The organism is Pseudomonas sp. TE31087 (assembly GCF_057284075.1).
The window spans coordinates 1,954,206-1,970,234 of the sequence record NZ_JBXVNN010000001.1; the positions used below are offsets into that span (position 1 = coordinate 1,954,206).

A 16,029-nucleotide genomic window follows, 5' to 3' on the forward strand; every position below is an offset into this window, starting at 1 on the left:
CAAGTCGTGCGCCAAGGCGGGCAACCATGGCCCAACAGGTTCGGCACGTTGCAATAGATGTAGGAGCGGGCTTGTCCCGCGATGCGTCGCGCGGGCGGCGCTCGATCTCACAGGCGCTGCAAGGCCCTCGCCGAACACCTGTCAGCCTCCCCCCAATCCCCAACCTTCACCCCACCCTCCACCAACGCGGCCGACAAGCCCGAAACGAATGCGAACTCGGCCGCAGGGCCTGGTCGCCCTTGGCATCGAAGCAGCCCAGCAGCAAGGCCACCGTCGGCGCATCGTCAATGGCCCCGAGGGAACTGCCGCAGGTGGCACAGAACGCACGGCAGGAGCCCTCGGACGAGCGGTACAGCGCAGGCAATCCACCCTCCCCGGTCCAGGCGACCGCTGCCTTGTCGAACTCCACCCAGCACAGGGTCAGGCTGCCGGAATGTCGCTGGCACTGCCCGCACGAGCAGGTATGCGGAAAACGCGGCTCGCCGCTGGCGGAGAACCGGATACGGCCGCACAGGCAGCCACCTTTGTAGCGGGTCATGGGGTTACCTTCCTTGGCTGCCGGGATTGCCGCACAATAGCCAACCTCGCGCCTACCAGTGGTGCAAAAGTGTTACGCCGTGTGGCATGCCGATCTGCCCTGCCTGCGTCGCCTGCTACAGTGCGCCCCGCGGCCCTTCCGGCCCCTGCAATGATGGAAACCTGCTGATGGAAAGAATGATCCAGTTCGTGGCCGTGGTGGTGGTCTGCACCCTCATCGGCGTTGCCTGCGAACACTACGAAGTCAACCGCTACCTGAAATGGCTGCTGATGGCCCTGCCGGCGATTCTCTGGGTGCGCCTGCGCAATCCGCTGCAACGCTGATTCCACCACCACGGGTTTGCAGTACACTCCCAGGCCTTACCGTGCCCAAGGCCCCACCATGCCCCGCCTGTCTCGTCTACTGCTGCCCGTGTTGCTGCTCGGCGCCCTCGCCGCCTGCGACCAGAAACCCAGCCGCGAGGAAAAGATCCTCGCCAACCTGCCCCTGCAGGAAGCCTACGACCACAACATCGAGCGCATGGCAGGCCTGTTGGCCATGACCCATGCGCAGGTGCCCGAGGACAAGATCAAGGACGTGCTGCGCAAGCACCTGACCGTCGACGACCAGCGCCAGGACCTGTTCAGGCTGTACAGCGAGGAGCACTTCAGCGATGCCGAGTTCGACCTCATCGTTCAGGCCACCCGCGACCCGGCCAAGGCCAGGGAGCTTGGCCAGAGCGAGGAAGGCAAGCGCCTGAGCGAGAAGCTCACCACGCTGATGCGTGAAAGCGCCAGCGACGCCAAGGTCCAGGCCCTGGTGCAGGAGCGCATGCAACAGGTCGAGGATGACCTGCAGGCGCTGGAGCAGACTGCGCCCTGACCCTGGATAACAAGGGAGGATAATTCCGAGAGCTTTGTGGGAAACCGGAGCTCCCCTTGTCCTCCAATCCTGCAATTGCGCACAAGCATGGTCCACCTTGCGCCAAGCGCGTAAGGTGCGTTTTCCGCTGTATCCGACGAGGCCAAGGATTGCGATATTTCACCCCGCACGGACCGCGCCCCGACCTGCGCACCCTCATACTCGCCCTGTGCGCCACCACGGCCCTGGTCATGCTGCTGGCCAGCTACTTCGCCAGCTACCGGGTACAACGGCAACTGCTGATCGACAGCGCCCTGGAGGCCAACCGAGCCTATGCCGCCAAGCTGGCGGCCGTGACCGAAACCACCTTGGTCAGTGCCCTGCAGCAACTGGCCTACAGCGCCCGGCAAAGTGGCCTGCACCCGAACGACGACAGCCTGGTGCAGGATGAGATCGACCGCCTGCAACAGCAGGGCAACCTGTTCAATTCCACCTTGCGGGTCGATGCCCAGGGGACCGTGCGTTCGCTCTCGCCCGCCTCGCTGCAGCACCTGGCCGGCAGCCAGGCGACTTCACCCGGCGCCCAGCAAGCACTGCGCGAACACCGCACGCTGGTCTCCACACCTTTCCTGTCGGCGGCCGACAACCTGCTCGTGGTGCTCTCGCAACCGATCTTCGACGCCAGCGGCCACTACCACGGCTACATAGGCGGCAGCCTCTACCTGCGCGAGCGCAACCTGCTCAACAGCCTGCTGGGCACGCACTTCTACCAGAACGGCTCGTACCTCTATGTGGTCGATCGCAACCGCCGGCTGCTGTTTCACCCTGACAGCAAACGGGTCGGCACCCTGGTCGGCGACAACGCGTTGCTCGACGACCTGCCGAACCTCGACCATGGCACCCGGCGCCTGGTCAACAGCCAGGGCGTCGAGATGCTGGCCGGCTTCGCCACGGTGCCCAGCGCCGGCTGGACCATCGTCACCCAGCAGCCACTGCGCCACACCGTAGCCCCGCTGCGCCAACTGGTCCTCAATGTGGTTGCCATCTCCGCGCCACTGGCCCTGCTCGGCTGCCTGCTGTTGTACTGGCTGACACAGGTCATCGCCCACCCGCTGCGACAGTTGACCCACGTTGCCCGGGGCATGGGTCAGCAACAGACCACCGAACGCATCCATCAGGTCCGCGCCTGGTACGCCGAGGCCGCCGAGCTCAAGCGCGCACTGCTGTTCGGCGTCAACCTGCTGCAGGAACGTATCGGCCGACTCAACCGTGATGCCCAGACCGACCCACTCACCGGGCTGGTCAATCGTCGTGGCCTGCAACAGGCGCTGCGCCTGTTACAGGCCGAAAAGCGCGGCTTTGCCGTGGTGGTGCTGGACATCGATCACTTCAAGCGGATCAACGACGGCCATGGCCACGATATCGGCGATCAGGTCCTGCAGCAGCTGGCAGGCTTGATGCGTGGAAGCTGTCGCGAGGGGGACCTGCTGTGCCGCACCGGCGGCGAAGAGTTCCTGATACTGCTGCCAGGGGCGAGCCTGGAGGTGGCGACCGCGATCGCCGGTCACCTGCGCCTGACCGTCGAGCACGCCCCTTTCGCGCCAACTGGCGGCGTCACCCTGTCACTGGGCGTGGCCAGCTGGCGGCCTGGGGACGGCAGCGAACCCGCTGATGTGTTGGGCAACGCCGACAGGGCGCTGTACCGGGCCAAGCAGAAGGGTCGCAACCGAGTCTGCATCGACAGTCCGCACTGACGCCTGCCTGTCGCTGGTCATCGCCCAGCCACATCCGTCACGCTCAGGCCTGGCGTCTGCGCGGCACCTGTTCCGGCAGCGGCAAGGCGCCGGTGGCCAGGGCGCGAGCGCGGTCCACGCCCCAGACCAGCGCCCGGGTCATGGTCTCGCCTGGCCGCGAGGGGTAGTACTCCTCCAGCAAGGCCTTGCCACCTCGGGCATAGAGCCCGAGAAACAGTTGCGTGGCACCGACCCTGGACAGGCGCACCTGCACATTGATGCTGGTGCCGTCGCTCAGTTCCTCGTCATGGCAGCGACTGTGCAACTGCGCATCGGCCCACTGCCAGTAGGTCTCTTCCCTGATTCGCATTGCGCTCGATACTCCGTGTCTGAAATGCCGCGCAAGAAAAGCACAGCCACGAAGCCGCGACGAGGGCCACTCGCCGAAACCATGAGCGGGATCAAGAAACCACAGGAAAAGCCTGCCGTTGGGCGGTTTTGCTCTCACAGCAACAGGTTGCCCCGCTCCTCCTCGGTCAACTGAGCCTTCGCCCGTTCGTCCAGCGTCCCCGCGCCCAGCACCTGCACCGGGCTCTGGCGGTTGTACTGGGGATTGAGGCTCGCCCCGTCCTGCCCCGGCACCAGCCGCTCGCCGCCGAAACCCAGCACCTGCACGGTGATCACCGAAGGCTGGCGCTGCCTGGACGCAGCCTGCTGCTGGCGGCCCGCCTCTTCGGCAGCCTGGCTGGCCGACGATGCCGCGGCACTGGCCGAGGCGATCGCACCGGTGTTCACCGAGGCCACCACCGGCATACCCTTGGCATCGCCCTGGACCTGGATGTTGGCGGCGTTGACCACCTGCAGCGCGGCGATGTTGACGTTGCCCGACACGCGGATCCCGGCCTCGCCAGCATCGATGGTGCCCAGCGGCGCGATCAGGTCGATATCCCCCGGTGGCACCTCGGCGATCGGATTGAGCGTGGCGATGCCGGCGCCGGTACTCGGCACGCTCGGCGCCAGGCCGACGTTGCCCCAGCGGTCGTAGGTGCGCTTGGGCGGGGTGTAGACCACGGTGGTCTTCGAACCGCGGCCGGCGTTGATGTCGCCCTGGGCCGACCAGCCGAGGATCGAGCCGCCGAAGGTGGTCATGATCCGGCTCTGGCCCAGCAGGATGCTGCCTTGCGAATACAGCTGGATGTTGCCGCTGCCCTGGGTGATCACCCCGGCGGTGGACGGCGGGGCCTCGCCTTCGATACCGAACACTTGCTGGCCACCCGGCGTCAGTACCTGGATATCGCCGCCGAAGTCGGTGTGGATGCCCGCCCCGCCGTAGAAGGTGGCGCTACCACCATAGCTGATCGGGTTGCCGGCCACGTCCCGCTCCGGGAACAGCGCGGCGATCGCCTGGCGACCGCGCAGGTAACTGCCGCTGCGCGGGCCGTCGACGTCATTGTATTCGCGGCCACCCTCGCGCAGTTCGGCGAAATACACCTGGCGGGCGAAGATCCGCTGCTGCTCGGCGGGCAGCGTGGCGAGGAACGCCCTGCCCGCCTCGGCGTCACCCTCGAAGGCAAAGCGCGCGCGCAGCCAGGCCAGCAGGTCCTGGTCGTAGACCTTGACGACCTGGCCCGGTTGCCCCGCCAACGACCGGGAAGGATCGGCCAGGTGCTGCGGATCCAGGTAGCGTGCCAGCAGGCCGGCGTAGTCCGGTCCCTGCTTGCCGGCCCCGACGATGATGGCGATGGCCGCGCCATCGTTACCGGCGCCACTGCCACCGACCCGACCGATACTGGTGATCGCCGCCTCCTGATAGGCCGAGTCGACGCCCGATCCGGACTGGTACAGGTTGCGCCCGGCGACCACCTCGAGCTGGCCGGGGCCGGCAACATTGAAGGTGCTCAGGCGGATGTCACGACCGGCGCTGACCAGCGAGACATCGTGGCGGTCGCCATGGATGATGAGGTTGCCGCGGGACAGGTTGTTGCCACCCTCGCCACCGGCCACCAGGCCGCCGGCCGCCTGGCGCTGGCTGCCCAGCACGGTGCCGGCGTTGACGATGTCGCGACCGGCCATGATGCGCAGCGGCCCGCTGCCCTGATAGAGCCTGAGCCCCAGCACGGGATAATCGATGACCTCGCCGGTGTTCAGCCCGACGATATCGCCGTCCAGCGCATAGAACCGCACTGGCTGCGCAGGCTGCACCCGGCTTTCGACATAGGTGTTGACGCCGAAACTGTAGAGCGGACTTTCCCAGACATTGCGCGGCAGGTCGCCGTGCAGGTTGGTCGACAGCACGAGGTTGCCGGTACTGCTGCCCAGGAATGCGGGGCGCCACGGTGTTGGTAGCGCCGAGGCGTCGGTGCCCGCCTGGCTGACTGTGTAGCCGCCGGCATAGATCGAGTCCCCCGCGAGCAACTGCAAGCGCGTGTTGGCCGACGGCGCGGTCATCAGGCTCTCCGCCGAGGCCTGGCTCGCCGAGCTGCGCACCGAGTCGCCATAGTACAGGCTGCCATTGACGGCGGTGGCGCTGAGCGCGGTCGGATAGAACACGCGGCCGCCATGGATCGCCAGGTTGCGGGTCGCGACACTGGCACGGTTGTGAACGTTCGGTGCCAGGTCGCCACCCAGGCTGACCAGTTCGATGGAGGTCTGCGGGGTCCACAGCAAGAACCAGCTGTTGCCGCGCCCGCTCATCCGCGTGCCATCGTCGGCAGTGAACGGCGTGCTGTTGAACGTCGGCACCCGGCCCGGATCGCCTACCCCCTGCAGCACCAGGTCGCCGCGGCTGAGCAGGCGCACGCCGCTGTCACCCGGCATCAGCATAACGCCGCCCCAGGCCTTGGCCCGGGTTGCGCTGTAGGGGTCGTAGGCGCGCGATTCGCTGTTGTCCTGCTCGATGCCGTAGCTGCCGTAGATCGACTGCAACAGCCCGATATTGGCCGCCTCCACCTGCAAGGCGCCGCGCAGGTTGACCAGCGTTCCCTGCAGGTCCATCTGGGCATCCGCGGCCGTGATCGCGGCCAGCCCCGGGTTGAGTCCGCCACCGACACGCAGGTCGAGGTCGCCCCCGCCGGTCTGCACCAGGCGCCCATCGGCGTCCACCCGGCCGCTGCTGGCGACCACCAGGTTCAGGCCCTGGCTGCGCTCGACGCTGGAAAGGTCGGCGCCGCTGGCCTGCAACAGGCCGGCCGCGCCCGCCACCCGCACATCCAGATTGCCGCCACCCAGGGTGCCGATGCCGGTGAAACCGACCAGGTACGGCAAGCCGGGTGCGCTGGCCGGGTCCTGGGCGAAACTGCCGAAATTGAGCCACCAGGCACCTGGCGTGCCAGCGTCGGTCTGCCCCTGGCGCCACAGCCAGTTGCCGACAGCCGCCGAAGCGGTCTGACGGCGCGTCTGCTGCTCGGTAGCCTTGGGCCCGACCAGGTTGCCGGTCAGGTCGCCGCCAGCGGCGATCAACAGGTTGCCGCCCTGCTGCGGATACCAGGCCCGGTACTGGCCGGTGGTCGATTCGTAGGCCGCGCCCAGGGCGCCAAGCACGCTGCCATCGGCCTGGCGACCGCGGGCCAGCTGATGCGCATCGATGCCCTGCTCGAGCAGGGCCGGTGCCTGGGTACCGGCGGTGTAGACCCCATACAGCGAGTCCATGCGCCAGTCGCCGGCGCTGAGCAGTTCAAGGTCGCCGGTACCGGTACGCAAGACGCTGTACAACTGGGTCTGCGGGGTGATCTCGGCCTTGGTGACGCCGCCCGGCGTTTCGACCTTCAGGCACCAGGTCGGCCGGGCGGTACACAGCGCCAGCAGGTTGGAGGGTACCGGTTGGCCGGGCACCCGCCCAACCGCCAGGTTGGTCCAGAAATAGCTGATGATGGGTTTGGAAGTCTCGATCACCCGCGTGGCGATGTAGTGCTGGTCGGCCAGGCGCAATGCGCCGGCGTCAGGCTCCGGGCGGGTGATGCGGCTGTCGGCGGCGCCCAGGTCGGCGCCGGCCACCAGGCGCATCGACCAGGATTGCGAGCCCTCCGGCAGCATCTGCCCGAGCGCCCAGTTGCGTCCCTGCTGGCCGGCGACTTCCTGGCGCAGGTCGACCCAGAACACACCTGTGGGCAGCTTGACGTCGGTGCCGGCCGGCAGCAGCGCGCCCACTGCCAGGGCCAGGGCGCCACGCTGGGTCAGCCCTCCCACAGGCAGGGCAGCGCCCTTGCGCCAGACCCCACCGCGCACCGCCACGCTTACCGGCAGGCGGCTGCCGGCATCCAGCCGGGTATCGGCGGCCAGAGTCACCGCCTGCTCGAGCAAGGTGCCGGCGGCATACAGGAGATTGCCGGAAGCATCACGCACGGCGGCATCAAGCACGGTACCGGCCGGCAGGGTCACGGCGCTTGCCAGGGTCAGCACAGCGGGCAGCCGGGTGTTGGCCGGCAGCGAGGTGTCGGCGAACGGCAGGTCGAAATTCAGCGTGCTGCCCGCGGGGTAGCGCGTGCCGGCGGCCAGTTCGACGCCGCTGCGTGGAATCACCAGGTCACTGTCGAACGGCTGCTTGCCGGGAATCAGAATCCAGCCACGGCCATCCATGCGTTCGCTGCCGGTGGCCAGCTCCGGCGGCAGGAAGCCGTCGCTGATGCTGCCATGGACTTCCAGGTTGCCGCCGGCGCGCAGGGCCAAGTGGCCGACTTCGCCGGAACCGCGCAGCGCAGTCTGCGCCGTGGCCGGGTTAATACTGGCGTAGCGATGACCGGACAGGTCGAGGTCGCCGCGCACCACCAGGTCGGTCTGGCGATCGCGGCTGGCGATCTCCACGCCGGGGCGCAGGTGCAGGGCCTTGGCGTAGGCAGCGTTGTTCAGCCCGGCCAGGCGGTTGTCGAGCAGGTCGCGGTTGGCCAGCGCGGCATTGACGAACAGCACGCTGCGCGCATGCTTGGCGTCGAGATAAGCCTGGTCGATGTACTGGTACGGCCGACCACTGGCCGCCGTGCCGCCATTCAGCGCGTCGGTGTAACGCTGCTGGCCGACCACGGCGATGGACTGCGCACCCTGGATGTCCAGCCTGCCACGGGCATCGATGGCGATATCACCGGCGATGTCGCCGCCCACGCGCGGCGCCGTCAATACCAGCGAGCCGCGGGCACGGCCGTCGTGTTGCGCGGCGGCGGTGCCGTGGCGCAGGTCCAGGCGAGCGCCGGGGCTCAGGGTCAGCACGCCGTCGCCGCTGGCCAGCTCGATCTGCGCCCGGTTCGGCGCATCGATGATCGCACCGTTGCTGTCGACCCGCAGCAGGCTGCCATGGGCATCGAGCACCGCCCCGGCGGCCAGGGTCAGGCCATGCCCGGCCGCCAGGCGGATGCTGCCGACCTGGGCGCCGCTGGCATCGACGGTGCCGGCCACGGTCAGCTGGCCGTTGTCCAGCGAGAGGCTGATTTCCCGCGCCTTGAGCTCGCTGCCGATGACCAGGTCGCCCTGGGTGATCTGGAAGCTGCGCGCGCCGAACACCTGGTCACGGTTCAGGCGCTGGTTGAGGCCGGCGAAATCATCCACCTGGCGGGCACGGATCGCCACCGCTCCCTGGTCGTACGGCACTCGCGTGCCACCGGCGTCATGATCACCGCTGGCGGCGCCAAGGAGCTGGCCCTGCAGGCTGACCTGCCCGCCCAGGGCAGTGGCGCTCAGGCGGCCGGCGCGATTGTTGCGGGCACTGAGGTCAACCAGGCTGCCACTGGCCTGGCGGATGTCACCGACAGCGCTGGCCAGCAGCAGCTCACCGCCCCAGCTGTACTGGGTCACGTCGTTGAAGGTCAGGCTGCGCCCGGCCAGGTCGATACGCGAACGCCCCCCCAGGACCAGCGCCTCTTGCGCCGAAACGCTCAGCTTGCCGCTGGGCAGGCTGAAGGTACCGTCGAGCAGCACCTGCTGGCCACTGAGCGCGAGCTCCGCGCCCACGCCATCGCGGCCGCTGGCCAGCGCGCCACCGCCACCGGTCACGCGCAACAGACCACCGGCGCTGATGCGGTTGATCGAACCGGCGCCGCCGGTCCACAGCGGCGTCTCCACCAGCAGATCGCCACCGCTATACTGGAAGCCGCCCTCGCCCTGCCAGGCGCCGCGCTGGTGGTACACCTGCAACGCCCCGCTGTGATTGGCGCTGACCTGGCGGCTGGCGCGGATGTCGACCTGGCTGAAGCCCAGGGTCTGGCGACTCATGCTGGCGGTGCCGTCGGGCTGGCTGGCCGGCCCGTAGCCGAAGGTCAGGTTTTCCACCCGCAGCTCGAGCACGCCGTCGCCACTGCCCGCGCCACCGGCGATGGGTGCGCCAGGCAACGTACGGGCGCCGTTCCACACCAGGTTGCCGGTGTGGATGGTCGCCCGTTCGCTGGCCTGGCCGAGGCCGTAGATGGCCGGCGTGCCGAGGATCAGTTGCTGCACGCGGTTGCGCCCGGTCAAAGGATCATAGGTGTCGAGCACGCTGTTGCCGAAGAAGTTCAGCGAGTCGGCCGCCGTCAGCGACAGGGTCTCCAGGGCGGGAATGCCGCCCTCGGTGCTGCCCTGGAACAGACGGTCGAGCACTTGCTGGTTGAGCGTCAGCCCCTGGCCCAGCACCCCGGCGTTGGCCGCGGCGGCCAGCGCGGCGGCGGAGCCGACGTTGATCCGCCCTACCGCCAGGCCCAGGTGGCGGGTGCCGAAGCTGACCTGGTCGTCGAGGTTGAAGGTGCGGTCGGTCGCGGCGAACAGCGAGCCGTCCGAGTACAGGCGGGTCACCCCCGCGCAGTTGCCCGAGGGGCAATCGCCAATGAGGATGCTGCCGGGCGCGAAGACATCGCCGGCCACCGACGGCAGCACGTCCAGGCGGCCGTTGGACAGCGCCAGCAAGCCGTGGGCATTGGGGTCGATGAGGAAACCGTCATTGGCATCGAACGGCACCGCCCCCTGGCCCAGGGTAATGATACCAGCCCCCTGCTCGACGACGATGGCGCCGCGCGCCCTGTCGGTAGCCAGGAACACCTCGCCGGCGCGCAGTTCGGCACCACTGCGCACGAGGATGTCAGCGGTCGACTCCTTGAAGCGCATCATGTTGCCACCCTGGCCGTAGAGCACCTCCGGACGGGCGCCGATGCTCAGCCGCGGCGCCTTGAGCGCGCTCAGGTCGCTGGCGCGCAGCGCGACCCGGTTGGGTTGCAACCAGTCGCTGGCCTGACCGTCGGCGAGGATCTCGATGGCCTCCACGCCCAGTACCGCCACGCTGCCGCCACGTCCGTCGCGGGCGGCGTCGAAGCGCGCCTGACCGGTAAAGCGGAACGCGGTCTCGGGATCGGCATTGGGCTTCAGGCGCAGGGTCAGCCACTTGCCATCGGCCTCGAGCGCCGCCCGCGGAACACCCTTGGCCAAGGCGTCGGCCCTGACGAAGGCGGCGTAGGACATTTCGTTGTACTGGCTGTAGCGGCGCAGGGTGTCGGCGGCGGTGAGGATCACCTGCCCCGACAACGGCTGGCGGATATCGGTGTTGGCCACCGACAGGCTGCCCGAGGTGGTCCAGGAACCATTGCGCATGACCTGGCTGATGCCTCGCTGGCCGGCCATGGCCAAGCCGTTGAGCTCGACGCGGAAGGCGCCCGGCAACAGCGCGTAGCTGGCCGGCAGCAAGGTGTAGGTACCCGCCGCCAGCCCCGGCACGCCCTGGTCGAGGGTGATGCGCTGGCCGATGGCCGGGTCCGCCACGCCGGCCTCCCCGGCCAGCGGCGCGTAGTCGCCGGCCAGGCCTGGGACGATGGCATAGACCGGGTTGCTCGACAGCGACGGCAGTACCAGGCGGCCATCGGCATCGAGCTGCATCAACGGATGGTAGCGGGCGTCGGTGGAGCCGCCGCGCCCGGAGACGAAGCCGGCGCCGGTCAGTTCGCCGCCGCCGGCCAGGTCGATCAGCGCCCCGGCCTGCACATCGATGCGCTTGCCGGCCAGGACCACCCCGTGATCGCTATCGCCGGTGCCGCCGATCAGGTTCACCGGCTTGCCGTCGTACAGGTAGCTCAGGCCATCGACCGTGCCGCCGTAAGGCATGCGCAGCCCCGCCGCGCTGACCGAAGTGATGCTGCCGGGCAGCAGGCGCACATCCTGGCCGTTCTCGCCGGTATCCCCCAGCAGCACCTGGCCAAGCGGCGCCCGCACCACCCCACCCTGCTCCACCGTGCCAGCGCCCAGGTGCAGGCGGCCGAACACCGACAGCGGCACGCCTGGCGTGGCCTCACCGACCCGTCCGATCCGCAGGGTGGCGTCGCGGGTGCTCAGCACGCGGGCGTAGGCACCGCTCACGGGGTACAGTTGCGCCGCCAACAGTTCAATATCGGCATTGCTGCTCAGCTGGGTCGGCATCGAGGGGATGTCGCGGCCGAGGAAGCGGATATCCCCTTCACTGCGCAGACGCGTCAGGGCAAAGCCCCGACGGTCGAACTCAAGCTGTTGCCCGCCACTGAGGGCCAGGTTGCCGTGGGCGCCCAGGCCCAGTTCGTCGCGTATTTCAAGCAGGTTGGCCTCGACCTGCAACAGTGCGTGCGACGCCTGCTGCGACAGCCCGCCCTTGACCGTCGGGCGCACGGTCTGGTCGCCGCCCAGGTGGTTGCTGCCTGCCAGTCGCACGTAGGGCGCACGCAGGCGGATGCGGCTGTCGTCGGCACTGCCGTCGGCGAGCACCAGGGAGCCGGCGTACAGTTGCAGGCCCTGGGCCAGGTCCAGTGCCAGCGAGCTGTCGAAGGCCAGCACACCGTCGCTGAGCAGGGCCAGGTTGGTGAAGCCACCGCGCTCGACGGTGTCCACATCCAGGCGCGCATGGCCATAGCGCAAGCGCTCGTCGGTCCCGGCCCCACGGCCGAGTACCAGCTCGCGCGGCACATTCAGGCCATCCTCCAGGCCATCCTTGTGGTACAGACCGGTATCGAGGGCCACGCCGAGGCTGCCGCCCGCCGCGCCGACACCGCCGGACCTGGCGCTGAGCGTGCCGTCCAGGCGCAGGCCATAGCTGGAGGCCAGGCTGATGCTGCCACCGGCGCTGGCCATTGCCAGTGGGCCCTGACCACGGATGTCCAGCACGGCGCTGGCGCCATCGGCGCGCAAGCGGGCGCCACGGGCGATGTCGACAAAGAGGTAGGCGCCGTCGCTGGTCCCCTTGGCGTGGTCGATCTGCCCACCAATGACGATGTTGCCGCCGGCGGTGACCCGCCCATAGCGCCGGCCCTGGCTGTCGAGGGCGGTAAGCGCCTGGCCGGAGACATCGATCAACGCCTCGCTGCCCAGGCGGATCGCACGGTTGTGCAGGCTTTCCTGCACCCCGCTCACCACCGTTTCGGGCAATGCCTGCAACAGGCTCACCTTGCCACCGGCGGCCAGCAGCGAACCGTCCAGGTTCAATTGCGCGGTACTGCTCAGGGCGATCGACTGCAACGGGTCGACACCGATGCTGGCGCCACGGCGCACCTCCAGCAGCGCGGCCTCGCGGTCCGCCTGGGCCAGGCGGGTATCGCCGGCAGCGAGGCTCAGGCTGGCACCGGCACGCAGGCCCAGCTCGCCCTTGATCGCGTTCTCGCGCACCTGCGGCGGCAACCACAGGGTGGCCTGGTCGCCGACCGGCAGGCTGGCGTCGAGCAGTTCCACAGGTCGGGTGACCTGCACCTGGGCGCCTTCGGCCACGGTCAACTGTCGCGTGCCACGTACGGTGTAATGGGCGAAGCCGCGGTTGAAGAAATCCTCGCCGAGGGACAAGGCGCTGGCGTCGGCCACGCCGCCGATCCGCACGCGCTCGGCCTGCAGGTCGAGGGTCCCGGCGCCGTTGCTGCCATGGCCGCGCAGCTCGCCATCAAGGCGCAGGCGCCCGTCACCGCTGGCGTTGAACACGCCGGCCTGCAACGTCAGGTTGCCGCCGCTGCCACCGCGCAGCTGATTGCGCTCACCGCGCACCACCCCGCCGGAAACATCCAGCACGCTGGCCTGCCCGAGCAGCACATCGCCTGAGCTGCGCAGCGACAGGCTGCCGCCGTTGCGCCAGGCCATGGCCCCTGCGTCTTCGCGGTCGCTGCGCGCACCACCGACATCCAGGCGCACACCTTCCCCAACCAGCACCTGCGCACGCAATCCGGCCGGCGTGGCCAGGGCGATATCGCGCAGATCGGCGCCGTCACGCTGGCGCAGCACATCGCCCAACATCATCTGCCCGCCCTTGGCGGTAAGGTCGGCCGCGACCCGCACCTGCGGCGCGTACAGGGTCAGTTGCCCGCCGTCGGCCAGGTGCAGCGCCTGGTCGACCTGCACCGACTCGCTGGCGGCAATGCTCAGGCCGCCCAGCGCGAAACCGTTGAGCAATTCGCTGTCCAGTACCAGTCGCCCGCGCCGCTGCTCGTCCAACGGCGCCTGCAACTGCACATCGGCACTGGCGCCACGGTTGCCGCCAGCCAACGTCACCTGGCGCAGCACCGGGGTCAGGCTGAAGGCCAGGTCCTTGCTGCCTGTGAGGTAACCCGGCACCTGCTGGCCGATGACCAGCTGAGCGCCTCGGGCGCGAGCACTGTGGACCTGCTTGTAACCATCCAGCCCGGCCACCGGCGCCTGCACCTGGCGCTCGTCCTGCCAGGTCTCGCCGACCAGCCTGCCGTCGAGCAGCGCGCCCTGGGTGGCCACCACCAGGCTGCCGGCGTCGCGCCCGACGGTGTAGCCCTGCTCGAAGCGCTGCTGCGGCGCGATCAGCGGGTTGTAGAACACACGGGTCTGGGCCCAGCGCGCCGAATGGTCCTCGAAGCCCTGATACAGGCCGCTGTAGAGCAAGTCGCCCGGCGCCCGCGACAACTCGTACAGGCGCCCGTCCTCGCCACGCAGCCAGCTCTGGCGCACATAGCCGTCCTGCACCGCCAGGGTGCCGCCGGACAGGTTGATCTCGGCGCCAGCGCGGGTGACCAGGTCCTGGCCGGTAAAGGTCACGGTGCCGCCCTGGGCCATCCATTCACCCACGCCGTGGCTGCGCGTGCCCAGGTAGCCGCCCACCTCCAGCAGGCCACCCGCGGTGTACCAGCGGTCGCCGGCATGACCATTGACGCCGGCCGCGACGTGCACCAGCTCACGCACGTCGACCCACACATCGCTGTTGATCAGCCCGCCCTTGTCGCGGTTGCCGGCGGCATCGCGCTGCTCGTTGCCCTGGACATTGATCTTGATGACATTGCTTTCCATCGCCACCTTGACCCCAAGCGCGCCAGCCACATCGAGGCGCGCGCCATCGTCGACCAGGCTACGCCGGCCGGCGCTGACCGCCACCTGGCCACCGGTGGCCAGGGTCAGCGAACCGTCCTGGAAGTGCACGGTGCCGCCGCTGACCACTTCCACCCGCGACTGCTCGGGGCGGTCGATGACCGTGCTGAGGTTGTCGAAGCGCCCCGTGGCCAGGTTGCCGTTGCTGCCGTTGACCACCGCCCTCGAGGCTTCGCGCTGGCTGTCGAGCGCCGCGCTGTCGTCGAGCAGCACGGCGGTAACGCTGCCGCGCTCGAAGCTGACGCTGCCGGTGGCATCGCTGGCGGCGTTGAGCAGGTGGATGCTGCCGCGCCGATCCACCGAGGTGCTGGCCAGGACCACACCCTGCTGGCGCACCTGGTGACCGGTCAGGGTGACATCGCCGCCACTGGCCTGGATCAGCCCGCTGTTGCTCACCGTGCCGGCACTGCTGCCGGGCTTCAGGCTACCCGCCACTTCGTTGCCACGGGTGGTCGAGTAACGGTTGGCCTCGGTGCCCTGGCCGCGACGGATATAGAAATCGTCCGCCGCCGCCAGGGTCGCCTGGCCCTTGCCGGCGATGATCTGGCCGTCGTTGCCCACCTCGCTGCCCAGCAACAGCACGTAGCCGCCACCGCTGGTGGAGCTGCTCGGCGCCTGGGTACGAATCTGCGCGCCGCGCTCGACCAGCACCTTGCCGGCGGCATTGGTGAAGGTGGCCTGGCTGGCGCTGCTGTCGACGTAGAGCCCGCGCTGGGTGAACTGCTCGTCACTGACCTGGGCGGCGGCGGCCACCAGGTTGCGCACGTTGACCTGGCTGGTGCCGTTGAACACCACACCGTTGCGGTTGATCAGCATCACCGTGCCGGGCGCCTCGATCTGACCATGGATCTGGCTCGGACGGGCGGCGGGGTCGTTGACCCGGTTGAGCACGGCCCAGTCCGCCTGCTGCTCGAAACGCACGGTGGTGTCGCGCCCGACGTTGAAGGTCTCCCAGTTGAGGATGGCCTTGTCGGCGGTCTGTTCGATGCGCACCTGGGTCTTGCCATCGGCCTGGCTCTGCTGCGGTGCCTTGGCATTGAGCCAGCCCTGGGTCAGCGGGTTCTCGTCGACCTTCAGGCCACCCTCGCCCAGGCCGTTGGGCACAACCTGCGGCTGCACCTGGGCCAGGGTCCGGCCATTGGCCTGGGCCGCCTGCTGGGCGGCGATGGCCGCCACCGTGTTGTTGAGGTTGTTCACCGAACGCTGGAACTGCTGGTTCAGGCGCTGCTGCTGGGCCAGCGGTGGTGGCGATCCCGGCAGCACCTGCCCTGCCCCCCCGGCACCGGCGGCGCCGCTCGGAGCATTGGAGGCGCCCTTGGCGGCGAACCAGCCCGAGCTGAACGGCTGCGCCGCGTGGGCGCTGCCCGCCAGCATCAGCAAGGCGATGGCCTGGGCCAGTGGCTTGAGCCGCGGCGGCTCGCCGCGACGCTGGATGGCGGAGGCTGAAAGGGCTGGCTTGGGCATGCCGCGCGACATCGCAGGGTTCCTTGTGCTGGTTCTCGAGATCAGGGGATGGCGGTCGTGATGCCGCTTTGCCATAAGGCGCTCCGGCGACCGGGGGACCGAAGCTTTGTCATGCAAAGTTCATGGGGCTGGGGTATGGCGAACGCCTGCACCCGGCGCAATGCCGGTGCTCGT

General features: G+C 69.0%; 6 protein-coding genes. 3 read left to right on the plus strand and 3 right to left on the minus strand.

The features are described from left to right. Nucleotides 1–166 precede the first annotated feature (166 nt). Complete coding sequence (locus ACZ899_RS08775; RefSeq protein WP_232857425.1) at nt 167–538, minus strand: GFA family protein; 372 nt, start codon at nt 536–538, stop codon at nt 167–169. A gap of 167 nt (nt 539–705) precedes the next feature. Here ACZ899_RS08775 and ACZ899_RS08780 point away from each other — a divergent pair, with 167 nt between their 5' ends. The 3 genes from ACZ899_RS08780 to ACZ899_RS08790 all read left to right on the plus strand — a co-directional run bounded on the left by ACZ899_RS08780 (nt 706) and on the right by ACZ899_RS08790 (nt 3,132). Then, nucleotides 706–861 carry a hypothetical protein gene (locus ACZ899_RS08780; RefSeq protein WP_155952705.1) on the plus strand — a complete coding sequence of 52 codons (156 nt, stop codon included), beginning with the start codon at nt 706–708 and terminating at the stop codon, nt 859–861. Nucleotides 862–919: 58 nt separating this feature from the next. Beyond that, nucleotides 920–1,399 carry a hypothetical protein gene (locus ACZ899_RS08785; protein WP_234562402.1) on the plus strand — a complete coding sequence of 160 codons (480 nt, stop codon included), beginning with the start codon at nt 920–922 and terminating at the stop codon, nt 1,397–1,399. A gap of 230 nt (nt 1,400–1,629) precedes the next feature. Next, the gene (locus ACZ899_RS08790; RefSeq protein ID WP_442800024.1) at nt 1,630–3,132 is read left to right on the plus strand and encodes a sensor domain-containing diguanylate cyclase; all 1,503 of its coding nucleotides are present in this window, start codon (nt 1,630–1,632) and stop codon (nt 3,130–3,132) included. A 43-nt stretch (nt 3,133–3,175) separates the two neighbouring features. Here the strand turns inward: ACZ899_RS08790 and ACZ899_RS08795 are convergent, their stop codons facing one another. Further along, nucleotides 3,176–3,481 (minus strand): hypothetical protein, encoded by a 306-nt coding sequence (locus ACZ899_RS08795; RefSeq protein WP_234562404.1) that lies wholly within the window; start codon nt 3,479–3,481, stop codon nt 3,176–3,178. 134 nt (nt 3,482–3,615) lie between these two features. Next, the gene (locus ACZ899_RS08800; RefSeq protein WP_234562405.1) at nt 3,616–15,867 is read right to left on the minus strand and encodes a filamentous hemagglutinin family protein; all 12,252 of its coding nucleotides are present in this window, start codon (nt 15,865–15,867) and stop codon (nt 3,616–3,618) included. Nucleotides 15,868–16,029: the final 162 nt, after the last annotated feature.